A 23918-nucleotide genomic window follows, 5' to 3' on the forward strand; every position below is an offset into this window, starting at 1 on the left:
GCTGTTCCCGTTTCGTTCACGGCTGCGACGGAGCCCGTTTTTGCACGGAGCTAGGCGCGAGACGCGAGGTTTGGTCGTCCAAATGAGCCGTCGAGTAACGACGTTCCGCGCAAAAACGGGCCCGTCCCTGCGGGTTGCGCGCAAAATCGCGCCATGCGTCGTTGCGGGACTTGCCAAGGGAATGACCATTGCCTGCGTCCCACGCCTAGCCTGGCGCGATTTTGCGCAGCAACGCAGTTCGCGAACGAAACGGGAACAGCCCCTAGTAGCCCTGCGTGCGCTGAAACATTTCTTAACTTGCACTCCCTCCTTGCCCGTGGAATATTCAACCAAGCAAGTGCTTGGTTGCTCCCTGTGACAATAACAAAAAACAAGGAGGCCGCGTGGCCAGTGCAATCCGTTTACCGCTCGAAGCGTTCTTCGCGCGTGAGTCGCTCCACCCGAACAAGGTCTACATGACCCAGCCCCTGGGCAATGGCCAGATCGAGCAGCTGACCTGGTCCGAGGTCGGCGAGCAGGCGCGTCGCGCCGCCAGCTGGCTGCGCAGCCTGGAGCTGGAGCCGGGCAGCCGCATCGCCATCATCTCGAAGAACTGTGCCCACTGGATCGTCACCGACCTGGCCATCTGGATGGCCGGTCACGTCTCCGTGCCCCTGTATCCCAACCTCACCGCCGAGTCGGTGCGCCAGGTCCTGGAGCATGCCGAGGTGCGTGCCGCCTTCATCGGCAAGCTCGACGACTGGCCGGCGATGGCCCCGGGCGTGCCGGAGAATGTGATCAGCGTGAGCCTGCCGCTGCACCCGCACGGCCGCTTCGACCGTACCTGGCAGGACCTGCAGGCCTGTGCGCCGATCCAGAACACCCCGCGCCCGGCGGCCGAACAGCTGGCGACCATCATCTACACCTCCGGCACCACCGGCATGCCCAAGGGGGTGATGCACAGTTTCGGCAACTTCGGCTTCACCGCCAGCCATGCCACCGAGCTGTTCGGCGTCGGCCAGAGCGACCGGGTGTTGTCCTACCTGCCGCTGTGCCATGTGGCCGAGCGCATGTTCGTCGAGCTCAATTCGCTGTACAGCGGCCTGAGCGTGTACTTCGCCGAGAGCCTCGATACCTTCCTCGCCGACTTGCGCCGCGCACGCCCCACGGTGCTGTTCGGCGTGCCGCGGATCTGGACCAAGTTCCAGATGGGCGTCTACTCGAAGATGCCGGCCAAGAGGCTGGATCTGCTCCTGTCCATCCCGCTGCTCGGCCGCCTGATGGGGCGCAAGGTGCTGCGCGGCCTGGGCCTAGATGCGGTGCGCTATGGCCTGTCCGGCGCCGCGCCGGTGCCGGAAACCCTGCTCAACTGGTATCGCCGCCTCGGCCTGGAGCTGCAGGAGGTCTATGGCATGACCGAGAACTGCGGTTATTCCCACGTCTGCCGGCCGGGCAAGTTCAAGCAGGGCTGGATCGGCCAGAACAATCCCGGCGTCGAGGTACGCATCAGCGAGGAGGGCGAGGTGCTGGTGCGCAGCGGTTCGACCATGCAGGGCTACTTCAAGGAACCGGGCAAGACCGCCGAGGCGATGACCGCGGATGGCTTCCTGCGTACCGGCGACAAGGGCGAGCAGGATGGCGAAGGCAACCTGCGCCTGACCGGGCGGATCAAGGAAATCTTCAAGACCAGCAAGGGCAAGTACGTCGCCCCGGCGCCGATCGAGAACCGCCTGGCGGTGCACTCGCATATCGAGCAGGTCTGCGTGGTTGGCGACGGCCTGCCGCAACCCCTGGCCCTGTGCGTGCTTTCCGAGACCGGGCGCAAGCAGCCGCGCGAGCAGCTGGAGGGCAGCCTCAAGCGCCTGCTCGACGAGATCAACCAGGAACTCGACAAGCATGAGCGCCTGCACAGCCTGGTGCTGGTGCCGGAGGTCTGGGCGGTCGACAACGGCTTCCTCACTCCGACCCTGAAGATCAAGCGCGCCATCGTCGAGGGCACCTACAGCCCGCACTTCCAGGCCTGGGGCAGTCGCTCCGGTGAGGTATTCTGGCAGGAATAGGTGCCGGCGGAGGTCCTGCCGCAATGCACGGGGCTGTCTAGCGCCTCATTGCAGCGGGTCTTGCGCGGTTAAACAGGCATTTCTTTGACCGGGGCCATGATTCGGCAATCCGGTCATTGAAGCCCCGCACCCGCTTGGGCACCCTTGCGCCTTCTGCAAACTCCAGGAAGGAGGTTAGGGCGTGAGGGATGCCAATCAAGCGCATATTTCCCTGAGCATTCAGGATGTCGCCAGCGATCTGCAGGTACTGGCGTTCGAGGGCCGCGAGGCGCTCAACCAGCCGTATGAGTTCAACATCGAGCTGGTCAGCCAGGACCCGCAGCTGGATCTCGAAGCGTTGCTCAATCAGCCGGCCTTTCTCGCCTTCGGCCCCGATGGCGGCGGCGTGCATGGCCTGATCTACGCCATCGAACAGGGTGACTCCGGCAAGCGCCTGACCCGCTACAGCATCAGCCTTAGGCCGCAGCTGGCCTACCTGCAACACCGCCATAACCAGCGCATCTTCCAGCAGCTGAGCGTGCCGCAGATCATCGCGCACCTGCTTGAGGAACACGGCATCGCGCAGGGCGCCTACAGGTTCCAGCTCGGCAGCGTCTATCCGCCGCGCGACTACTGCACCCAGTACGACGAATCCGACCTGCACTTCATTCAGCGCCTGTGCGAAGAGGAGGGCATCAGCTTTCACTTCCAGCACAGCGAAAATGCCCATGCGCTGGTGTTCGGCGACGACCAGACGGTGTTCCGCAAGCTGCCGGCGCTCAACTACCAGCAGGACAGCGGCCTGGTCGCCGAGCATGCGGTGGTACGCGCGTTCAACGTGCGCCTGGCCACGCGCAGCACCCAGTCCAGCTTCCGCGATTACGACTTCGAGAAGCCGCGCCTGACCCTGCAAGCCACCCAGAACAGCGCGTTCCAGCCGAGCCTGGAGGTCTACGATTTTCCCGGTCGTTTCACCGAGCGCGAGCGCGGCAAAAACCTGGCCAAGCGCGCCCTGGAGCGCCTGCGCAGCGACTACACCCAGGCCGAAGGCAGAAGCGATGCGCACCTGGCCTGCGGCCACTTCCTCAGCCTGCAGCAGCACCCCAGCGCACCATTGAACGATCTGTGGCTGTTGCGTGAGGTCTGGCACCAAGGCAAGCAGCCGCAGGTGCTGGAAGAGTCGGTGACTGACTTTATCGGTGGCAGCCGGGCCGGCCAGGCGCTGGATGGCGAGGATTTCCAGCAGGGCTACCGCAACCGTTTCTGCGCTACACCCTGGGCCGATCCATTCCGCCCGGCCCTGCAACATGCCAAGCCCAAGGTGCTGGGCAGCCAGACCGCCGTGGTTACCGGCCCCAAGGGCGAGGAGATCCACTGCGACCAATATGGTCGGGTCAAGGTGCAGTTCCACTGGGACCGTGAGGGTCAGGCCGACGACAAGACCAGTTGCTGGCTGCGCGTGGCCAGCAGCTGGGCCGGCGAGCGCTACGGCGGCATAGCCATCCCGCGGGTCGGCATGGAGGTGCTGATCAGCTTCCTCGAAGGCGACCCCGACCAACCACTGGTCACCGGCTGCCTGTACCACGCCGAGCATGTGGTGCCCTACGACCTGCCGGCGCACAAGACCCGCACGGTATTTAAGACCCTCAGCTCACCCGGCGGCGGTGGCTACAACGAACTGCGTATCGAAGACCGCAAGGGCCAGGAACAGATCTACCTGCACGCCCAGAAAGACTGGGACGAAAACGTCGAAAACGACCAGAAGATCCGCATCGGCCACGAACGCCACGACACGGTCGAGGCCAACAGCTACACCGAACTGAAAGCCGAGGAACACCGCACCACCCGCGCCGACCGCAAGACCGAGGCACGCAGCAATGACCACCTCACAGTAGCAAGCACTCAGCACATCAAGCTTGGCAGCGGCCAGTTCACCGAGACCGGCAACGAAATCCACTACCACGCCGGCAGCAAGGTGGTGATCGAGGCCGGCATGGAACTCACCGCCAAGGGCGGCGGCAGCTGGCTCAAGCTCGATCCGGGGGGCGTGACCCTGAGCGGGGCGACGATCAAGATCAATTCGGGTGGGGCGCCGGGCGTGGGTAGCGGCATCGCCGTACTGCCGCCAGGCGCACTGCTACAGGCCGATGCCGATAGAGCCGGCGCACTGCTCACGCCCGCCCAGCTCCAGACCCTCAAGCGCAACGCCCCCTTCTGCGAGGAGTGCGAGAAGTGCAAGGGAGGCGCCTGTGCCATCTGAAATGCTCTCCACCCGAGACTGGCTGGGCGCGGAATGGCAGGAGGGTCAGCGCCTCTATGTGGTGATGGGCAACGCCAGCGAAGCCAACCCGCTGCAGGCCTATTACCAACAGGCAAGCATCATCCTGCCCCGGCCGATCTGGAGCGGCACACCCTATGCCGGCTGGCAGGAGGTGATGCCCTATCTGGGCGAACTGGAAATCGACAGCAACTTCCTGGACTGGATGGATGAGGCTCCTACCCAGGACAGGGGCTGGCTGGCGATGTCGCCCCACCCGCCGGAATCCGTGCTCGACCATCTGCGCAGTCTGACCCAGGTGCGAATGCCGGATGGCGCCGAAGTGTTCTTCCGCTTCTGGGACGGCAGTTACTGGCTCCCCACCCTGAAACATATGGGACAGAACATCACCCAGGTTCTACCCGCCTTGCACCGCTATTGGGTCAATGGCCGAGCCGTACAAGTCGATCCCGTGCCGCTGCAGCCCGCCAAAGCCTACCCCTGGTGGCAGGTGCCTGCGGATCTGATAGCCACACTGATGGGAGAAGACCCCAGCACTCTCGTCGACAACCTCATGCAATGGCTGCGCGAAGAGCATGCCGATCTGTACTTCGCCCTGCCAACCGCCAATCTACAGCTCAAGGTCGAGCGCCATGTACGTAATGGCGCCATGGATGACCGACTAAAGGAGCGCCTGCTGGCGCTACTGGAAAAGGAAGCCGCCCGATGATCTCCTCCGAAATCGCCAAAATGCTGTTCATGCTGCACGGTCTGTATGCCGAAAAGCCTGATGGCAAGCAGGTAATCGACAAATTCCGTCAGGACATCCTCAACCACTACAAGGGCTATGCGGAAGACTGGAAGACCGGTTGGATGCTGGATGTCGAGCAACAGATCCGTCTTACCGACGATCACGGCAATGAGGTGCTTAAGGTTGCCGCCGACAAGGGCGACGGGAAGCTAAAGGATTACGCCGCCTGCCCGGCCAACGGCAAGCTCAACATCCTACACCGTTTCGAAACAGTCTCCTTCGTGCCTATTGGCAACACCCCCTATGAGGTGAAAGAAGTAACCGGCTCCTTCGGCCCTGCGCCGCAGAAATTTACCGGCAGGCTGGATGCCGACGGTAAGGCATCGATCAGCGGCTGTACTCCCAATCGCCAGTATCGGGTGACCTTCTACCCGACTGTCGGCGAACCCGAGATGAACGCACTGTTCACCTCCTATACGGGCCTGCTGGACAACCTGCACGGCTGGCTCTTGCAGGAGTGGACCACGCGCATTTCCGCACACTGGCTGATGATGTCCCCGGTCGGGGATCCACGCCGCCTGCTGGAGATCAACCAAGCCTTCCTGGCCGGTGTTGGGCATGCGATGAGCAACATCATCGACGATGTGAAAAGCCTCATCGAAATGCTCAGCGATCTGGATAAATTCAAGGAGCAATTACTCAACTTCATTTCCGAGCTGGACTTCCAAAAGCTCAAGGAACAAGCCAAGGATCTCCTGCACACGGCCTTGATGATCCTGCACGACGAGCCCCTGATCTTCTTCTTCGCGGCGACCATCTGCTGCTGGGCAGAACTGCTGCCGCCCGTTGAAGCCGCCGAAATGATCAGCGCGTTCGAAGCGGGCATCCTGCTCAACATCCTGCTCGGCATAGTGCTGTCCGGCGGCCTGGGCCTGGCCTTCCGGCTCTCGGTCAAAGGGCTCAAGAAAGCCGTCAAGGTAACGCCTGCGACGGACAATCTGGTCGATGCCATGCAGGGACTGATCGACATCAGCCGCAGCCATGCACTGAGCGCCCACGCCAAGGTCGTGGCCCCACTTGTGGCCAGCGGCAGCATGCTGGTCAACAGCTCGGCCAAAGTACCCCTGATGATCAAGAGCCTTCCGCAGAAGATTAATCAGGTGGTGGAGGATGCGCTCTCTCTGGTGCGCAACAAAAAGCGGCCGGGCTTTCGCACGGATAAGAGTGAAGCAGTGGATGACGCCTCCACCACCGCCAAAACACCTAGTGGCCAGCCCGCCGATCAAGAGTGCACAACCTGCAAGCATGGCGAACCTGTCTCCATGGTCTCCGGCGAGGAGCTGCTTACCCTCACCGATGCCGCCCTAGAAGGTGTACTGCCGTTTGCCTGGGACAGGCTCTATCGCACCAGCGCCGCGGAGCTCGACTGCGGCTTGGGCTTCGGCTGGAGCCACAGCCTGGCCCAGCGCCTTGAGCTGGAAGGTGAAAGACTGGTCTGGACCGACCACGAGAATCGCCGCACCCACTTTCCCATCCCCAGCGAGCAGCGGCCGGCCATCACCAACCGCTTGGCTCGCGCCGCCATCTACCTTGGCCAGGATCCCACCGAACTGATCCTGGCGCAGGCCGGCAAGACACCGCGCTTCTACCACTTCCGCCGCGATGCTCAGGGTGGCTACCTGATCGCCATCAGCGATGCCTATGGCTGCCGCCTCAATCTCAACCGCGACTTGGCCGGCCGGCCACGGCGCCTCAGCGGTGCAGGGCGCGCCCTGTTGCTGCGCTACGAGAGCAGTCGCATCGTCGCCGTGGACTACCAGATCCAGCGCCCGGCCGAGAACGAGGAAGCCAGCTGGCAAAGCGTACAGACGCTGGTTAGCTACCAGTACAACCAGCAGGGCCAGTTGGTCGCCGCCAGCAACGCCCTGGGCGAGACCGAACGCTACCGTTACGACCCGGACAACGTGATTCTCGAACGCCAGCTGGCCGGCGGCGCGGCGTTCTACTGGGAATGGCAGGGGCAGGGCAAACAGGCGCGGTGCGTACACCACTGGGCCAACTTCGGCCAGATGGACGCGCGTTACAACTGGGACGACCTGGGTGGCGTAACCGTGGTCAACGCCGACGGCAGCGAGGAAACCTACGTCCACGACCAAAATGCGCGCCTGGTACGCCAGGTCGATCCGGACGGAGGCGAAACACTCAGGTCCTACGACGACAAGGGGCAGTTGCTCGCCGAGCAGAGTCCGCTTGGCGCGCTGACCGAGTACCGCTACAACACGGCAGGGCATCTGCAAGCCTTGATCCCTTCGGAGGGCGAGCCGACCTACTACGACTACCTCGACGGCCACGTCCGCAGCGTGCGCCGCGGCGAAGCCATCTGGAAGTACGAGCGCAACGTGCAGGGCGACATCACCGCACAAACCGACCCCCTCGGCCAGATCACCCATTACCGCTACGATGCCCGCGGCCGCCTGTTGGAAATTCGCCATCCGGACGGCAGCCAGCATCTGCTGGTATGGAACGCCCAGGGCGAGCTGATCGAGGAGCGGCTGCCCGGCGGTGGCATATGCCGCTACCGCTACGACGCATTCGGCCGCCTGATCACCCGCCAGGACGATAACGGCGCGCTGACCCAGTACCAATGGGATGCCGGCGGCCGCCTGGCTCAGGTCACCCTGCCCAGCGGCGCCACCCGCGCTTATACCTACAACCCCTATGGCAAGATCACCAGCGAGCGCGACGAGCAGGGCCGCGTCACCCGCTACGAATATGCAGACGGCCTGCATCTGGTCAGCCGGCGCATCAACCCCGACGGCAGCCAACTGCGTTACCGCTATGACAATGCGCGCCTGCTGCTCACCGATATCGAAAACGAGCGCGGCGAACATTACCGGCTGGACTACCACCCCAACGGCCTGATCAGCCAGGAGACCGGTTTCGACGGGCGCCAGACCGCCTACCGCTACGACCTCGCCGGCCACCTGATCGAGAAGAAGGAGTTCGCCGAGGACGGCAGCGAGCGGATCACCGCCTACCAGCGCGATAGCGCCGGGCGCCTGCTGGTCAAGACCCTGGCCGACGGCGAACAGATCCACTATGCCTACGATGGCCTGGGCCGGCTGGTCGGCGTCGACGACGGTCAATGGCCATTGGCCTACGCCTACGATCTGCGCGACCGCCTGATCGAGGAGCACCAGGGCTGGGCGACCCTGCGTTACGAATACGACACGCTTGGCCAACTGGGCCACTGCCGCCTGCCCGACGGCAGCCGCCTGGACTATCGCTATCGCCCTGGCGGAGAGCTGACGGGCATCGACCTCAACGACCAACCACTGACCCGTCACCAGTTCGAACAAGGTCGCGAGCGCTACCGGCGCCAGGGCACCCTGCTCAGCGAATACGACTACGACGACCAGGGCCGACTGCAGGCCCACCGGGTGCGCAGCGACCATCGCCAACTGCTGCAACGCCAGTATCGCTACGATGCCAGTGGCAACCTCGCCGCCATCGAGGACTCGCGCAAGGGCAACCGCAGCTTCCACTACGACCCGCTGGATCGCCTGGTGGCCGTGCGTGGCGACCTGCCAGAGAGCTTCGCCCACGACCCCGCCGGCACTCTGCTGGCGCAGAACACGGCCACCCCGAGCGGCCTGGCCAACGTCAAGGGCAACCGCTTGCTGATGCAAGGCGACAGCCACTATGACTACGATGCCTTCGGCAACCTGGTACGCGAGCGTCGTGGCGCCGGCAAGCGGCTGATCACCGAATACCAGTACGACAACCAGCACCGCCTGATCGGCGCCAGCCTGCCGGATGGCCGCCGCGTGCAGTACCGCTACGACGCCTTTGGCCGACGCATCGCCAAGACGCTGGATGGCCAGACCACCGAGTTCCTCTGGCAGGGCGAACGCCTGATCGCCGAAAGCGGCCCGGTGCACTATCGCAGCTACGTCTACGAACCCGGCACCTTCCGCCCCCTGGCGCTGCTGCAGGGCGAAGGCGATGCCGCCGAGCCCTGCTACTACCAGCTCGACCACCTGGGTACCCCGCAGGAGCTGACCAGCGCGGGCGGGCAGATTCTCTGGTCAGTGCAGTACCGCGCCTATGGCAGCCTGGCCAAGGTGGAAGCCGCGGAAGTCGACAACCCTCTACGCTTCCAGGGCCAGTACTTCGACGCCGAAACGGGGCTGCATTACAACCGGCATCGATACTACAACCCCGGCACGGGATCGTTCCTGACACCGGACCCGATCAAGCTGGCGGGTGGGTTGAACAACTACCAGTACGTGCCTAATCCGACGGGGTGGGTGGATCAGTTAGGTTTACACTCGACGCTAGGGCAGTGCCCCGGTAAGGACGGCCAGCCTGTAGAAAATCCCAGCGCAGAAGCGAATGTTGATGAAGGTACTCCCCCCGCCCCCTCTGCCGATGAAGTTAAATGGACGCCACATGGTTATAAGCACGTGCCGCCAAAGAATAAAGAGTGGCCAGAAGTAGTAAAATCAACAAAATCTGGGCCCGCGAAATACAAACCTGGGGTCGATATTGAAAAGCTCGAGAGAGGAGCCTATGAGATCGGCACCTCCACGACAAATGGAAAACCATGGAAAGTTCAAGAATATGATGAGGTCATTGGGGCTAGTGAAGGTAAACCGAGCCGCTGGATAAGAGTCGAGCTCAGTGCCAACACTATCCACGGCCACCCAATATCTGAAGCCGAATTTAAGAGACTTAAAAAATGACCCTGCGCTCACTTTTAAAAGGTATAATTGAATTTGATGAGCTCAGTCCCATTGTCGATCTCAATGATGGCGAATTAGACTTTGAGTCTTTGAAAGAAGACTTGCTGCAAGTGTCTTACGCCGGCACATACTTGCTAGATGTTGGATGGTACCCCTCGTTCGACCCATCAGGCTTCTTCCAGATTCGTGTAATAAAAGAATATGACTGGGAAAGCCCTGTGCATATTACATGCGCAAAGTCGTATAAAGAATTGATAGGCAAGATAGTCGCCGCGCAGTGGTTAATATTAGAGTCCATGTGAAGCCTTCAGGAGCCACAGAGTCGAATTAAAAGGATTCGAGAAGGGGTTGATTTATTACCGATGTCTCCATGTCGTGTAGGAGTAGCAAATAAATCTAGTAAATAAATTCGTCCCCTTTCTCATGAGGCCTTTTCTTGAACTGGCATTTCTCGAGACGAATTCACGGTCACCAAGTGGGGTAAGGATCAGAACGGAAAGACATTCCCCACTGAGTGGTGAGTGCTAAATGGGAGGAATAAAGGTGCAGAAGTCAACCTAGATGACCCTGCGCTAGTTCCCAGCTCTGACGGTCCCGCATCTCCACACGTTGGATATCAGACACCTGGTAAGCGCGACGGCGGAGGAGCTAAGAGGGGCATATTTTGGTTCCGCAGCTCCCCCGTCTCTCGAGCAAGAATTGGAGGTGTTCAATGAGCTATGTTGAGTCTGAAATCGGGCGGTTGCAGGAGCTGAGTGCAACACGGTTATTGGATTGAAGTGTGCGCATCGTGCCGCATAGCCATGGCCTTTTGCATCACCTCACTCATCATTTCGATCGGACATTTGAAATCGAAGCGTTTACGGGGGCGCATATTCAGTTGCAAGGCAATGGCATCCAACTGTTCTTGGCTGTGTCCCGACAAGTCCGTCCCCTTGGGCAGGTACTGGCGGATCAGACCATTGATGTTTTCGTTGCTGCCGCGCTGCCAAGGGCTGTGGGGATCGCAAAAGAAGATCGCCACACCGGTTCTCTGGGTGATCTCGGCGTGGCGCGCCATCTCTCGCCCCTGGTCGTAGGTCATGCTCTTGCGCATCGCCAGTGGCATGCCATTGAGCGCTGCACTGAAGCCCTCCATCGCCGAGGTTGCCGTCGCGTCATTCATCTTCACCAGCATCAGGTAGCCACTGGTGCGCTCCACCAGCGTGCCTACGGACGAGGCGTTGGCCTTACCCTTGATCAGGTCGCCTTCCCAATGCCCCGGCATCAGCCGGTCTTCGATCTCCGGCGGGCGCACATGAATGCTGACCATCTCAGGGATCTGGCCGCGCCGATCCACGCCGCCAGAGCGCGGCCGGCGCGTTGTCTTGCTTTGGTGCAGGCAGATGATCAGCTCCTTACGCAATTCGCCGACCGGCAAGGCATAGATCGCGTTATAGATCGTCTCGCGACAGACGTAGGCATCTCTGAGGCTGGGAATGTTCATGCTGCGCAGCTTGCCGGCAATCTGCTCGGGAGACAAACGCTCACGCAGCATATGGGCCACCAACTCGAAGCGTTCGCCACCCGGCAACAGCTTTCGCATCGGTCGACAAACCTGGCGGCGGGCCTGCATCTGCTGCTGGGCCACGCGAGCCGAGTAGCCACCGCAGGCAGCTCGATTGCGGCGCAGCTCCCGGCTGATGGTCGAAGGGGATCGGGTGATCAAGCAGGCAATCCTACGCAGGCTGAAGCCTTGGGCATGACCGATTTGAATGGTGGCGCGCTCTTCAATGCTGAGTTCGGAATAAGACATAGGGGCAGCACCGTACCGGAAAGGTCAGGTGTTGCACTCAGTTTTTGCCGCCGCCCCCCTATTACTCTGGGCGCCGTTGCTTGCCGCAGCCCGCGCCTCCGCGCGGGCTGAACTGATCTGCTATTGTGCGCGCGGCTTACATATCGGGTGGAAGAGCATGAACCGGCGCAAGAAGATCAATCAGTTGTTGAAGGCTCACGCCAAAAAAGCCAGTGCCAAGCTGGCCCCAAAAAGTAGCAAGCCCAAGTACATCAGCAAGGCGGATCGCTTGAAGCTGGCTGCCGAGTCTACTGAGGATCTGGGCACTTCTGCTGAAAGCTGACAGGTTCGGCCCTGGCGATTACCTTTCTCTTCCTTCATTGCCAGGACGGCGGTCTAACCATTCATTCACACGTTGGTTCTGAGGATATGGACATGCGACCTCATTCTGCTCTGCTACTACTCTGCCTGGCCGTTGGTATCGCCCATGCAGAAACCTCACAGCGAGAAAGCGCTGCCCCAGCAGGCGTGCCGGGCAAGTTGACGCTGCCCAGTCAGCAGGAAGCGACCGAGGCCATCGTCAAGATGCTCGATCTGGGCGATCAGTATGGGCCGGTCACGACCAAACTGGGGACGTGCATAGCGGCGATGGAGGCGGAACATGCCGGGCAGGTCGCCTGCACCGTCGCCATCACTATCGGCGCGGGCACCTCGGAGACCCAGGCGGACTTCTACCGCAGTGGATCCAGCTGGCTCGCCCAGCCAAGCAGTTCGCAAGAGAAACTGCCGTTTCCTGATCCGGCATTGTGAGCCCAAGAGCGCATAGCGCTGCAGAATCCACCCGCTCCAGCCAGGCAAAAAAAAGCCCGGCCAAAAGGCCGGGCAAAGCATTTCTCCGCAGGAGCGAAGGGGATCAGGCAATCTCTGCCAAAGCGTGAATCTGTTGCTGCGCGGCCACGTCGCCGATCACCAGGATCGCCGGGCTTTTCAGCTGGAAGTCGTGGGCGGCCTGTTGCATGCCGGCCAGGGTGCTGCGGCACTCGCGCTGGTGGGGCAGCGAGGCGTTTTCGATCATCGCCACCGGCATGTCGGCGCGCATGCCGCCGGCCAGCAGGCTTTCGCGGATTTCCGGCAGCTTGGCCACGCCCATGTACACCACCAGGGTGGTGCCGCTCTGCGCCAGGGCCGGCCAGTTGAGGCTGCTGTCGTCCTGGGTGTGGGCGGTGACCAGGGTCACGCCACGGGCGATGCCGCGCAGGGTCAGGGGGATGCCGCAGTTGGTGGCGCCGGCCAGGCCGGCGGTGATGCCGTTGACCATCTCCACTGCGATGCCGTGCTCGGCCAGCCAGTCGGCTTCCTCGCTGCCGCGGCCGAAGATGCACGGGTCGCCGCCTTTCAGGCGCACCACGCACTTGCCCTGGCGCGCGTAGCGCAGCATCAGGCGGTGGATGAACTCCTGGGGGGTGGAGCGGCAGCCGCCACGCTTGCCCACCGGGACGACGCGGGCGGCGGGGCAGTGCTCCAGCACGGCCGGGTTGACCAGGTCGTCGATCATCACGATGTCGGCCTGATTGAGGGCCTTCACCGCCTTGAGGGTCAGCAGCTCCGGATCACCCGGGCCTGCGCCTACCAGCCAGACTTTTGCACTCATGTCGATCTCCTCAGGCGTTCGCCGCGGCGGACAGGGGTTGTGTCGCCAGTAGGCGTTTGATTTCCGGGACGCAAGAGCCGCAGCTGGTGCCGCATTTCAGCTCCTGCTTGAGGCCATCCAGGTCGAGGCCGCGGGCGATGCCGGCGCACACGGCGTCTTCGCCGACGTTCAGGCAGTTGCACAGGGTCTTGCCGCTCTTCTTGCCGCTGCTGCCCGGCGGGGTGGACAGCGGCGCGAGCAGCCAGCGGCGCAGGTCGGCGTCGGCCTGGCCTTCGCTCCACAGGCCCTTGAGCCAGTCGCGGGCGGCGGTTTCGCCGGCCAGGCGGATGCTGACGATGCGCCCGTCCTCGATGCGCACGCGCTTGCCCACGGTCCGGCGCGGGTCGTCGTAGGCCAGTACCGGGCCTTCGTCGACGCCGAGCAGGGCGTCGATCTGCGCCAGCAACCCGGCCTCGGGAGCCACCGCACTGGCGGCGCGGATCAGCAGGGCGGGGCGCTCGCGGCCGGTGAGGGTCAGGTTGGCGTAGGCGAACTCCTCGAACAGCGGGCGCAGGGCGTTGAAGCGCTGCTGCACGTTGCCTTCGACCAGGGCGAACAGCTGCCAGGGCAGCTCGACTTTCTCCACCTCGACCCCGGCCTGCTTCAGCTCCGGCTGCTTGGACAGCGGATCGAACGCCGGCTGGGTCAGCACGTTGGTGCCCAGGCCCTTGAGGAAGCGGTTGCCCCAGTGCATCGGCAGGTAGGCCTGGCCGGAGCGCACGCCGTCGTCGGCCTGTACCGGCACGATCAGGCTGCCGCGGCGGCTGCGCACCTTGACCAGGTCGCCGGCCTGCAGGCGACGCCGGCGCAGCTCGTCCGGGTGCAGGCTGAGCACGGCTTCCTCGGCATGGCCGAACAGCCGCGCGGCGGTGCCGGTGCGGCTCATGCCGTGCCACTGGTCGCGCAGGCGGCCGGTGTTGAGGGTCAGCGGGAAGCGCGCCTCGCGCTTTTCCTGGGGCGCGCGGTAGGGATCGGCGAGGAACTGCGCACGCCCGTTGGCGGTGGGGAAGCGGCCGTCGCCATACAGGCGCGGGGTGCCCCGGGTAGCGCCGGCCGGGAACGGCCATTGCTGGGGACCTTGGTTATCCAGCAGGGCGTAGCTCAGACCGGACAGGTCGAGGTCGCGGTTGCTGGTCAGGTGTTTGTATTCCTCGAACAGCGACTCGCTGTCGAGGAAGCTGAACAGGCTGGGCAGGCCGGGGCGGAGCAGTTGTTCCAGGCGGCGGGCGAAATCACTGGTGATCGCCCAGTCCGGCCGCGCCTCTGCGGGCGCTGGCACGGCGCGGCGCACATGGCTGATGCGTCGCTCGGAGTTGGTCACGCTGCCTTCTTTTTCGCCCCAGCTGGCGGCCGGGAGAAGAAGGTCGGCGTAGTGGCAGGTCTCGGTGGTGAAGAAGGCTTCCTGCACCACCACGAACGGGCAGGCGGCCAGGGCCTCGTGCACCTTGTTCTGGTTGGGCAGCGATTGCGCCGGGTTGGTGCAGGCGATCCACAGGGCCTTGATCTTGCCCTCGCGCACCGCATCGAACAGTTCGATGGCGGTCAGCCCGGGGGGTTCCGGCAGGCTGTCAACGCCCCAGTAGCGGGCGACCTCGGCGCGGTGCTCGGCATTGCCGGCCTCGCGGTGGCCCGGCAGCAGGTTGCTCAGGCTGCCGGTTTCGCGACCGCCCATGGCGTTGGGCTGGCCGGTGAGGGAGAAGGGGCCGGCGCCGGGCTTGCCGATCTGCCCGGTGGCCAGGTGCAGGTTGATCAGCGCGCTGTTCTTGGCTGAGCCTGCGCTGGACTGGTTGAGGCCCATGCACCACAGCGAGAGGAAGCTCGGCGCCCTAAGCTGTCCGCTCACTGCTGCGCTCGGCGCTGCGTCGTTAAAACCCGGCTCGGACTGCTCATTTACGTCTTGTAAACTCCGCGTCCTCGCCGTGTTTTGCCTAGCATCGCCTTCGCTCGCAACGTGATCGAACAACTTAGGTTTGCCGATCAGCTCGGCGCAGGCCTGCAGGTTTTCCACCGAGATGCCGCAGGTGTCGGCGACTATCCCCGGGGTGAAGTCGCGCACCAGGGTCTTCAGGGCGTCGAAGCCTTCGGTGTGGGCATCGATGTAGGCGCGGTCGATCCAGCCTTCCCACATGAGGATGTGCAGGATGCCGTGGAACAGGGCGACGTCGGTACCCGGCAGGATCGCCAGGTGCAGGTCGGCCAGCTCGCAGGTGTCGGTGCGCCGCGGGTCGATAACTATGACCTTCATCTCTGGCCGGCGCGCCTTGGCTTCTTCCAGGCGGCGGAACAGCACCGGGTGGGCGTAGGCCATGTTGGAGCCGGCGATCAGCAGGCAGTCGCTCTGCTCGATGTCGGAGTACGAGCATGGCGGTGCGTCGGCACCCAGGCTGCGCTTGTAGCCGACCACGGCCGAGCTCATGCACAGGCGCGAGTTGCTGTCGATATTGTTGGTGCCGACCAGGGCGCGGGCCAGCTTGTTGAAGGCGTAGTAGTCCTCGGTCAGCAGCTGGCCGGAGATGTAGAACGCCACGCTGTCCGGGCCGTGCTCGCGGATGGTCTCGGCGAACCGATTGGCGGCGTGATCGAGGGCGTTGTCCCAGTCGGTGCGCGAACGCGCCAGGCCCTTGCCCAGGCGCAACTCGGGGTACAGGCCGCGGGCGTCGAGGTCGCCGGTCAGGTGCAGGGTCGAACCCTTGCTGCACAGCTTGCCGAAGTTCGCCGGGTGGCTGGGGTCGCCTTGCACGCCGGTGATCTTCTCGCCGTCATGCTCGATCAGCACGCCGCAACCCACGCCGCAGTAGCAGCAGGTCGAGGCGGTGACTGTGGTTTCAGCGGTTAGAGACATGGCGTGTGATTCCGTAGAGGCGAAGGGCTGGCTTCAAGCGCAGGCGGCCGCGGTGGCCGCGTTGTGCAGGGCGAGCAGCACGCGGCCATCGACCACCTTCACGTCGTGACGGTGCGCGCAGCCTTCGTCCGGGGCCACGGCCATGCCGCTTTCCAGTTCGATCTGCCAGTTGTGCAACGGGCAGGCCACGCGCTTGCCGTAGATCAGCCCCTGGGACAGCGGCCCGCCCTTGTGCGGGCAGCGGTCGTCGAGGGCGAACACCTCATCCGCGGAAGTCCTGAAAATCGCGATGTCGCCTTTCGGCCCGCTGACAATTCGCGAGCCCAGCACATTGATCTCTTCCAGGGCACAGATATCCAGCCAGTTCATACGGTGGCCTCCTCAACGGCTACGACGGGGATACGGTCGAATTCTTTCTTCAGTTGCGGGGTTTCGATGCGTTCTTTCCACGGGTCCTGCTCGAACGACAGGGCGTACTGCAGGCGCGCGTTGAGCGCCTTGCGGTTGCCTTCGTCCTCCAGCACGGCCTTCTTGATGTGCTCCATGCCGACGCGCTGCATGTAGTGCACGGTGCGCTCCAGGTAGAAGGCTTCCTCGCGGTACAGTTGGAGGAAGGCGCCGTTGTACTCGCGCACTTCTTCGGCGGTTTTAACCTTGACGAAGAACTCGGCGACCTCGGTCTTGATCCCGCCGTTGCCGCCGATGTACATCTCGAAGCCAGAATCCACGCCGATGATGCCGACGTCCTTGATCCCCGCCTCGGCGCAGTTGCGCGGGCAGCCGGAGACGGCCAGCTTGACCTTGTGCGGCGACCACATGTTGAACAGGTCGTGTTCGAGGTCGATGCCCAGCTGGGTCGAGTTCTGCGTGCCGAAGCGGCAGAACTCGCTGCCGACGCAGGTCTTCACGGTGCGGATGGACTTGCCGTAGGCATGCCCGGAGGCCATGTCGAGGTCCTTCCACACGGCCGGCAGGTCTTCCTTCTTGATCCCCAGCAGGTCGATGCGCTGGCCGCCGGTGACCTTGACCATCGGCACGTTGTACTTGTCGGCCACGTCGGCGATGCGGCGCAGCTCGGACGGGTTGGTCACGCCGCCCCACATGCGCGGCACCACCGAGTAGGTGCCGTCCTTCTGGATGTTGGCGTGGGCGCGTTCGTTGATCAGGCGCGACTGCGGGTCGTCCTTGGCCTCGCCCGGCCAGGTGGAGATCAGGTAGTAGTTCAGCGCCGGGCGGCAGGTGGCGCAGCCGTTGGGCGTCATCCAGTTCAGGTACTCCATGGTCTGCGCCATGCTGGTCAGGTGCTGCTCGCGGATCGCCTTGCGGATCTGCCCGTGGTTCATCTCGCTGCAGCCGCAGATGGCTTTTTCGCTCTTCGGCTTGACGTCGGCGGCACCGCCGACGGTGCTGATCAGGATCTGCTCGACCAGGCCGGCACAGGAGCCGCAGGAGCTGGCGGCCTTGGTGTGTTTCTTCACGTCGTCGACGCTGAACAGGCCGTTTTCCTGGATCGCCTTTACGATGGTGCCCTTGCACACGCCGTTGCAGCCGCACACTTCCATGCTGTCGGGCATGCTCGCCGCGCTGCTCTGGCCCTGGTGGCCGACGTCGCCCAGGGCGCTCTCGCCGAACATCAGGTGATCGCGGATCTCGCTGATGTTGGCGTTCTCCTTGACCTGGCGGAAGTACCAGCCGCCGTCGGCGGTGTCGCCATACAGGCAGGCGCCGACCAGCACGTCGTCCTTGATCACCAGCTTCTTGTACACGCCGCCGATGGGGTCGGAGAGGGTGATGGTCTCGGTGCCGTCGCTGCCCATGAAGTCGCCGGCGGAGAACAGGTCGATGCCGGTGACTTTCAGCTTGGTCGAGGTCACCGAGCCCTGGTAGCGGGCGAAGCCGAGCTGGGCCAGGTGGTTGGCGCAGACCTTGGCCTGCTCGAACAGCGGCGCGACCAGGCCGTAGGCGATGCCGCGGTGGTTGGCGCATTCGCCGATCGAGTACACCCGCGGGTCGTAGGTCTGCATGGTGTCGTTGACCAGGATGCCGCGGTTGCACGGGATGCCGGCCTTCTCCGCCAGTTCGGTGTTGGGGCGGATACCGGCGGCCATCACCACCAGGTCGGCGGGGATCACGTCGCCACCCTTGAACTGCACGGCGCAGACCCGGCCTTCGCCGTTGTCCATCAGTTCTTCGGTCTGCTCGTTGAGGCGGAAGTGGATGCCGCGGGCCTCCAGGGCGCTCTGCAGCAGCTTGCCGGCGGTCTTGTCGAGCTGGCGTTCGAGCAGCCAGTCGGACAGGTGCACCACGGTCACGTCCATGCCGCGCAGCTTGAGGCCGTTGGCCGCTTCCAGGCCGAGCAGGCCGCCGCCGATCACCACCGCGTGGCTGTGGGTCTTGGCGGTGGCCATCATCATTTCGGTGTCGGCGATATCGCGGTAGCCGATCACGCCCTGCAGCTTGTTGCCGGGAATCGGCAGGATGAACGGGTTGGAGCCGGTGGCGATGAGCAGGCGGTCGTATTCGGCGCTGGTGCCGTCGGAGGCCGTGACGATGCGCTTCTTGCGGTCGATATCGACCACCTTGCGGTTGAGCATCAGCTTGATGTTGTTCTCGGCGTACCAGTTGAGGTCGTTGAGGACGATTTCCTCGAAGGTCTGTTCGCCCGCCAGCACCGGCGACAGCAGGATGCGGTTGTAGTTGGGGTGCGGTTCGGCACCGAAGACGGTGATGTCATACAGGTCGGGGGCGAGCTTGAGCAGCTCTTCCAGGGTTCTGACCCCGGCCATGCCGTTGCCGACCATTACCAGTTTGAGTTTTTTCATGGTTCCTCTCCGTCACGGATACCGAAAATCGGAAAACAAAAAAGGCGTCCCGCCAGTCACCTAGCGAGGACGCCTTTGTCCTTGTCCCGATCTGTCGGGAGGCACTGCGCTCGTCGTTGAGGGCGATGCCTTTATGTAATGTCGATGTCTCTAAAGCAGGCAGCGTGCCAACTTTGCGAAAGCCTTGTCTCTAGGGGCTTGGCGCGGGTTGCTGGAGGTTTTTCACGGGCCGTCGACGCACCTGTTTAAGGCTTGTTGCGCCGTTGTGGTGCGCCGCGCCCCTACTTGAGCAGCAGCACCAGCAGGGCCAGGTTGAGCAGCAGGGAGACCAGGGCCACGCCGCGCCAGACTTTCAGCGGCTCGCGCTCCAGCAGCGGGCGCGGGCGCAGCACCAGGGCCTGGCGTTCGCCCTGTTCGAGGGACAGCAGCCATTCCTCGGCGGTTTCGAAGCGCTCGGCCGGGTTGACCGCCACCGCGCGCAGCAGGCAGTCGTCGAGCCAGCTGGGCAGGTCGGGGCGGTAGCGGCTGGGTGCGGTCGGCTTGCCGAAGCGCGGGTGCTGGAAGGCTTCGATCTCGCCGTAGGGGTAGTGCCCGGTGAGCAGGTGATAGAGGGTCACGCCGGCGGCGTAGAGGTCCTGCTGGGCGCTGGGCTTGCCGCCGCTGAAGGCCTCCGGGGCGATATAGCTGGGGGTGCCGGGCAGGGCATGGGCCTCGTCGCGGGACAGGCCGGGGCAGTAGGCCAGGCCGAAATCCAGCACGCGCAGTTCGCCGTCGTCGCACCACAGCAGGTTTTCCGGCTTGATGTCGCGGTGCAGCAGGTTGCGCCGGTGCAGCATGCCGAGGGCCTTGAGCAGGCGCGGCGCCAGCTCCAGCCACTCCGGCAGGCCCAGCGGGCCGGACAGGCGCAGGTGTTCGGCCAGCGTCTGGCCCTGGTGCTCGCGCTGCACGTAGTACAGGTGCTGGCGCTGCGGCAGCGGGTGGACTTCGGCGAAGTGGCGGCCGGCCACGCGGCGTAGGAACCATTCCTCGAGCAGCAGGGCCGGGCCGGCCTGTTCCTCGTCATGCCGGCTGGCCGGCAGGGTTTTCAGCAGCCAGCGCCGCGACTGGTTGTCGCGCACCCGGTAGACCAGCGACTGGCGCGACTCGGCGAGCAGGCGCTCGACCTGCCAGCCCTCGAAGCACTGGCCGTCGCGCAGCTTGGGCGGCAGCGGCCAGTGCTGGATCTGCGCCAGGGTGTCGGCCAGGTCGTTGTCCGGCAGGCTCTGCACCTGCACCAGCAGGGCGCTGGCATTGTCCTGGCTGCCGGCCAGGTGGGCGGCGCTGACCAGGGCGCGGCAGGCCGCCGCCGGGTCGCTCTCGTCCTTGAGCATGCTGTGCACGCCGTGGTCGCCGAGGGTCGACCATACGCCGTCGCTGACCAGCAGGAAGCTCTCGCCCTCGCGCAACTCGCCTTCCAGGTAGTCCACCACCAGGTGCTGATCCAGGCCCATGGCGCGCTTGAGCACGTGCTGCATGCCAGGCTGTTCCCACACGTGGTCTTCGCTGAGGCGCTCGATCTGCCCGTCCAGCCAGCGGTAGGCGCGGCAGTCGCCGACATGCGCGAGGGTGAAGCGCCGGCCGCGCAGGACCAGGGCGGTGAGGGTGGTCAGCAGCGGCTGGCCGCCGCCGTTGGCCTGCAGCCAGCGGTTGTGGGCGACCAGCAGGCGATCCAGCGATTGCGCCACGGCCCAGGTTTCCGGGGTGGCGTAGTAGTCGAGGGCCAGGGCCTGCAGGGTGGCGCGGGCGGCCAGGCCACCATCGGCGCACTGGCTGACGCCGTCGGCCAGGGCGAACAGGAAACCCTTGCTCGCCGCCAGGGCCGGCGTCGGGGTGACTACGCGGATGGCATCCTGGTTTTCCGCCCGGGGGCCGGTGGCGGTGGCTTCACCGAAGGTCAGTTGCAGGGCCATCTGGCGTTCTCGTGTGGGCGGACGTGCAAAAGGGCGATGGTGATCGCCCTCAAGGGTAGTGCGCAGGTCGGTTGAGACAAAGGCGAAGCCGGCGCGGCCTCCCTGGCAAGGCGCCGTGACCGGTGCCTCGCCACCTTTCCTGACCAGTGCGAGGAGGCTGGATCGGACCCGCCTTTGTCGCAACCGACCTGTTTCGTTGGTGCTGTTTCAACTGACTGTGGGGCGCCCTGCGGCGCCCACAGGACTGGCCTTAAACCCGCGCCGCGGTAACGGCAGCCGAGCCCCAGGTGGTGCGCCAGCGCTGCTTGACGCCGTACAGGCCGAACCAGGCGAGGATGCCCAGGCTGGCGAACAGCCACAGGCCGAGCTGGTAGGAGCCGGTGGACTGCTTGATCGCGCCGAGCCCGGCGGTCAGGCAGAAGCCGCCGATGCCGCCGGCCATGCCGATCAGCCCGGTCATCACGCCGATTTCCTTGCGAAAGCGCTGCGGTACCAGCTGGAACACCGCGCCGTTGCCGGCGCCCAGGCTGAGCATGGCGACCACGAACAGGGCCAGGGCGGCCAGCGAGCTGGGCAGGTTGAAGCCGACCACGGCGATGCAGATCGAGGCACAGGTGTACATCACCAGCAGCGAGCGGATGCCGCCGATGCGGTCGGCCAGGGCACCGCCCAGCGGGCGCATCAGGCTGCCGGCGAACACGCAGGCGGCGGTGTAGTAGCCGGCCTTGACCGGGTCGAAGCCATACTGGTCGTGGAAGTAGCCGGGCAGGGTGCTGGCCAGGCCGAGGAAGCCGCCGAAGGTCACGCTGTAGAAGAACATGAACCACCAGCTGTCGCGGTCGCCCAGGGCCTTGAGGTAGTCGGCCAGGGATTTCACCGGCGGACGTTCCGGGGCGTTGCGCGCCACCGTGGCGAAGATGACCAGCACCAGCACCAGGGGGATCAGCGCCAGGCCGAACACGTTGCTCCAGCCGAACAGGGCGGCCAGGCCGGGGGCGAACAGGGCGGCCAGTACGGTGCCGGAGTTGCCGGCGCCGGCAATGCCCATGGCCTTGCCCTGATGCTGCGGTGGGTACCACTGCGAGGCCAGCGGCAGGGCGACGGCGAAGGAGGCGCCGGCGAAACCGAGGAACAGGCCGAGCAGCAGCGCCTGTTCGTAGTTGTGCACGCCGTGCAGCCAGGCCACCGCGAGGGCGCCGATGACGATCACCTGGCCGATCAGGCCGGCGGCCTTCGGCGAGGTGCGGTCGGCCAGCAGGCCCATCAGAAAGCGCAGCACGGCGCCGGCCAGGATCGGCGTGGCGACCATCATCGCGCGCTGCTGGGTGGTCAGCCCCAGGTCGGTGGCGATCTGCACGCCCAGCGGGCCGAGCACGTACCAGACCATGAAGCTCAGGTCGAAATAGAGGAATGCGGCGAACAGCGTCGGTGCGTGGCCGGCTTTCCAGAAACTTGTATTCATCCAACACCTCGTCAGCAAATGAGAGTCCCGGTCGGCTGTCGGTCGATGTGATCGTGGGCACATCGCCGGCAGCCGCCGGGCGAAGCCGGGCGCTTGTGGCGCCCGGCCCTGAGGCCGAAGCCGCAGCCAGATTGAGAGAGTTACCGGTCGACGTCCGGATCGCGGCCCGTCGACCCACCCCAGGCATTGGGGCTGAAACGCAAAAGGCGCCGCACCACCTGATCGCCGGAAGCGGGGTGGTGCGACGCCTTTGTCGTAAGTAGGGCAGCCGCCGTTGGATGCCTATGGCAGTCCTACAGCAAGAGCTGGGCCAAACTGGTGAAACGCCCTGAAACAGGGGCTTGCGAGGGAGGGCGCGCTGTCGCCTGGCTCAATCCGGTGCGGATTGCCTGCGCGGCGCACCTTATTGAGGCGAGGGTCGGGTTCTTGCCACCTGCAATCTGGCACAAGCAGCTCTGGGCGGCGCGACTCCAGCCATGAGCAGCGCCGCCGAAGCCGCTTCCGGATTACTGCGCCGGTGGCATGGGGAACTGCACCACTGGGCCTTGGGCCGTCTGCCCGGGTGGCAGGGCGGCCGGTGCAGGTTGACCGGCTTCACCGAGCTGCTTGGCGAAGCGATGGATGCTGCGCAGATCGTCTTCCTCCATGATGCGTAGCGCGTGGCTGGGCATGGGCGGGCGGTAGTTGGCATTGCGTGCCAGTTGCAGCCACTGCTCCTCGCTCAGCTTGGGCAGCACCAGGCGCAGGTTGCTGGCGTAGGTGGTACCCCAGGGGCCGCTCCAGCCGAGGCTGTCACCGAGCAGCCAGGCGCTTTCCGGCACCTGATCAGGCGCCAGGATGTAGCCGGCGGTGTGGCAGTCATTGCAGCCGGCGACCTGAACCAGGTAGCGGCCGCGCTCGGCGGAGGGCTCGGCCTGGCTGGCCAGGGGCAGGCCGGCCAGGCAGCAGAGCAGCAGGGTACGGACTGGGGGAAGGTTGGGCACGGTCGGGCTCCTCGGTGAATGCCTCTAGGCGGGCAGTGCGGTTTTAACCCTAGAGCGTTCACCAAAGGTTCGCCAGCTTCAGTCCAGCCAGTTGACCGTGGGAAAGGTGGCGCGAAAATCCGCGGGCATCTCGACCACCTTACCCAGGCTGTAGTCGAAGAACACGAAGCCGGACTTGGCCAGGGCGATCAGCGTGCCGTCGGCCGGGCGGCTGATGCGGAAGATGATGTCGCCGCCGTAGCGGTTGAAATCCATCACGCCGACCTCGAACAGCAGCTGGTCGCGGGCATGGGCTTCGGCGCGGTACATGGTGGCCAGGTCGGTGACGATGATGCCGGGGCCGCTGGCGGAGGTTTCGCGGATGCCGAAGTCGAACAGGAAACGCGCCCGCGCCTCGGAAATCATCGAGATCATCGAGTCGTTGCTGAGGTGGTTGGCGGCGTTGATATCGGTGCTGCGCACGGTCATGTGGCTGCTGTAGCAGAAGCTCTGCCGGGAAAAATCGAGTGTGAGACGGGCCATGGGGCATGCTGCGCGGGAACGGGGCGCACAGTCTAACCCCGTACGGCTGATCTGGCGCAGTGCCAGGTGCAGCCGCCAGGGTTAAGCTGGTCGAGCAGCGAAG

The 23918-nt window shown here is 64.4% G+C and carries 17 protein-coding genes; 8 read left to right on the forward strand and 9 right to left on the reverse strand.

Annotated features, from left to right (window positions below):
* Window positions 1-383 precede the first annotated feature (383 nt).
* The 6 genes from F3I16_RS15550 to F3I16_RS21430 all read left to right on the forward strand — a co-directional run bounded on the left by F3I16_RS15550 (window position 384) and on the right by F3I16_RS21430 (window position 10487).
* Entirely contained in the window at window positions 384-2039 is a 1656-nt protein-coding gene (locus F3I16_RS15550) for an AMP-binding protein (RefSeq protein WP_160494466.1), read from the forward strand.
* A 181-nt stretch (window positions 2040-2220) separates the two neighbouring features.
* Window positions 2221-4278, forward strand: a complete 2058-nt coding sequence (locus F3I16_RS15555) for a type VI secretion system tip protein VgrG (RefSeq protein WP_160494467.1) — start codon at window positions 2221-2223, stop codon at window positions 4276-4278.
* A complete protein-coding gene (locus F3I16_RS15560) occupies window positions 4268-5005 on the forward strand; it encodes a DUF4123 domain-containing protein (protein WP_160494468.1) in 738 nt (245 codons plus the stop codon). The genes F3I16_RS15555 and F3I16_RS15560 overlap by 11 nt, the downstream gene beginning before the upstream one ends.
* Complete coding sequence (locus tag F3I16_RS15565; protein ID WP_160494469.1) at window positions 5002-9771, forward strand: RHS repeat-associated core domain-containing protein; 4770 nt, start codon at window positions 5002-5004, stop codon at window positions 9769-9771. The genes F3I16_RS15560 and F3I16_RS15565 overlap by 4 nt, the downstream gene beginning before the upstream one ends.
* The gene (locus F3I16_RS15570; protein ID WP_160494470.1) at window positions 9768-10073 is read left to right on the forward strand and encodes a hypothetical protein; all 306 of its coding nucleotides are present in this window, start codon (window positions 9768-9770) and stop codon (window positions 10071-10073) included. The genes F3I16_RS15565 and F3I16_RS15570 overlap by 4 nt, the downstream gene beginning before the upstream one ends.
* A 219-nt stretch (window positions 10074-10292) precedes the next feature.
* The gene (locus F3I16_RS21430; RefSeq protein WP_160494471.1) at window positions 10293-10487 is read left to right on the forward strand and encodes a polymorphic toxin type 47 domain-containing protein; all 195 of its coding nucleotides are present in this window, start codon (window positions 10293-10295) and stop codon (window positions 10485-10487) included.
* A 50-nt stretch (window positions 10488-10537) separates the two neighbouring features.
* Here the strand turns inward: F3I16_RS21430 and F3I16_RS15585 are convergent, their stop codons facing one another.
* Entirely contained in the window at window positions 10538-11566 is a 1029-nt protein-coding gene (locus tag F3I16_RS15585) for an IS30 family transposase (protein ID WP_160494472.1), read from the reverse strand.
* A gap of 157 nt (window positions 11567-11723) precedes the next feature.
* On the opposite strand from F3I16_RS15585, the gene F3I16_RS15590 reads away from it, so the two are divergent.
* Window positions 11724-11888: a DUF2986 domain-containing protein gene (locus F3I16_RS15590; protein ID WP_160494618.1), complete on the forward strand. Its 165-nt coding sequence runs from the start codon at window positions 11724-11726 to the stop codon at window positions 11886-11888.
* A 92-nt stretch (window positions 11889-11980) separates the two neighbouring features.
* Window positions 11981-12355, forward strand: coding sequence for a hypothetical protein (locus tag F3I16_RS15595; protein WP_160494473.1), 375 nt, complete (start codon window positions 11981-11983; stop codon window positions 12353-12355).
* Between the two features lie 103 nt (window positions 12356-12458).
* Here the strand turns inward: F3I16_RS15595 and cobA are convergent, their stop codons facing one another.
* The 8 genes from cobA to F3I16_RS15635 form a co-directional block, all read right to left on the reverse strand.
* Window positions 12459-13196, reverse strand: coding sequence for a uroporphyrinogen-III C-methyltransferase (cobA, locus tag F3I16_RS15600; RefSeq protein WP_160494474.1), 738 nt, complete (start codon window positions 13194-13196; stop codon window positions 12459-12461).
* A gap of 10 nt (window positions 13197-13206) precedes the next feature.
* On the reverse strand, window positions 13207-16077 hold the full coding sequence (locus tag F3I16_RS15605; protein ID WP_160494475.1) for a nitrate reductase: 2871 nt from the start codon (window positions 16075-16077) through the stop codon (window positions 13207-13209).
* A gap of 33 nt (window positions 16078-16110) precedes the next feature.
* Window positions 16111-16446, reverse strand: a complete 336-nt coding sequence (gene nirD / locus F3I16_RS15610) for a nitrite reductase small subunit NirD (RefSeq protein WP_160494476.1) — start codon at window positions 16444-16446, stop codon at window positions 16111-16113.
* Window positions 16443-18899 carry a nitrite reductase large subunit NirB gene (gene nirB / locus F3I16_RS15615; RefSeq protein ID WP_160494477.1) on the reverse strand — a complete coding sequence of 819 codons (2457 nt, stop codon included), beginning with the start codon at window positions 18897-18899 and terminating at the stop codon, window positions 16443-16445. Before nirB ends, nirD begins: the two co-directional genes overlap by 4 nt.
* Before the next feature lie 281 nt (window positions 18900-19180).
* A complete protein-coding gene (locus F3I16_RS15620) occupies window positions 19181-20848 on the reverse strand; it encodes a bifunctional protein-serine/threonine kinase/phosphatase (RefSeq protein WP_160494478.1) in 1668 nt (555 codons plus the stop codon).
* A gap of 250 nt (window positions 20849-21098) precedes the next feature.
* Entirely contained in the window at window positions 21099-22310 is a 1212-nt protein-coding gene (locus tag F3I16_RS15625) for a nitrate/nitrite transporter (protein ID WP_160494479.1), read from the reverse strand.
* 506 nt (window positions 22311-22816) lie between these two features.
* The gene (locus F3I16_RS15630) at window positions 22817-23293 is read right to left on the reverse strand and encodes a cytochrome C (RefSeq protein WP_178116678.1); all 477 of its coding nucleotides are present in this window, start codon (window positions 23291-23293) and stop codon (window positions 22817-22819) included.
* A gap of 78 nt (window positions 23294-23371) precedes the next feature.
* Window positions 23372-23815, reverse strand: a complete 444-nt coding sequence (locus F3I16_RS15635) for a thioesterase family protein (protein WP_160494480.1) — start codon at window positions 23813-23815, stop codon at window positions 23372-23374.
* Between the last annotated feature and the right edge of the window lie 103 nt (window positions 23816-23918).

Origin of the sequence: Pseudomonas sp. L-22-4S-12, from assembly GCF_009799935.1 — a bacterium.
GTDB lineage: Bacteria > Pseudomonadota > Gammaproteobacteria > Pseudomonadales > Pseudomonadaceae > Aquipseudomonas.

Bases quoted from the DNA above. Each gene is read 5' to 3' on its own strand.
- F3I16_RS15620 (WP_160494478.1), bottom strand. From the start codon at position 20,848: ATGGCCCTGCAACTGACCTTCGGTGAAGCCACCGCCACCGGCCCCCGG.
- cobA (WP_160494474.1), bottom strand. From the start codon at position 13,196: ATGAGTGCAAAAGTCTGGCTGGTAGGCGCAGGCCCGGGTGATCCGGAG.
- F3I16_RS15590 (WP_160494618.1), top strand. From the start codon at position 11,724: ATGAACCGGCGCAAGAAGATCAATCAGTTGTTGAAGGCTCACGCCAAA.
- F3I16_RS15605 (WP_160494475.1), bottom strand. From the start codon at position 16,077: ATGTCTCTAACCGCTGAAACCACAGTCACCGCCTCGACCTGCTGCTAC.
- F3I16_RS15635 (WP_160494480.1), bottom strand. From the start codon at position 23,815: ATGGCCCGTCTCACACTCGATTTTTCCCGGCAGAGCTTCTGCTACAGC.
- F3I16_RS15585 (WP_160494472.1), bottom strand. From the start codon at position 11,566: ATGTCTTATTCCGAACTCAGCATTGAAGAGCGCGCCACCATTCAAATC.
- nirD (WP_160494476.1), bottom strand. From the start codon at position 16,446: ATGAACTGGCTGGATATCTGTGCCCTGGAAGAGATCAATGTGCTGGGC.
- F3I16_RS15570 (WP_160494470.1), top strand. From the start codon at position 9,768: ATGACCCTGCGCTCACTTTTAAAAGGTATAATTGAATTTGATGAGCTC.
- F3I16_RS15595 (WP_160494473.1), top strand. From the start codon at position 11,981: ATGCGACCTCATTCTGCTCTGCTACTACTCTGCCTGGCCGTTGGTATC.
- F3I16_RS15565 (WP_160494469.1), top strand. From the start codon at position 5,002: ATGATCTCCTCCGAAATCGCCAAAATGCTGTTCATGCTGCACGGTCTG.
- nirB (WP_160494477.1), bottom strand. From the start codon at position 18,899: ATGAAAAAACTCAAACTGGTAATGGTCGGCAACGGCATGGCCGGGGTC.
- F3I16_RS15625 (WP_160494479.1), bottom strand. From the start codon at position 22,310: ATGAATACAAGTTTCTGGAAAGCCGGCCACGCACCGACGCTGTTCGCC.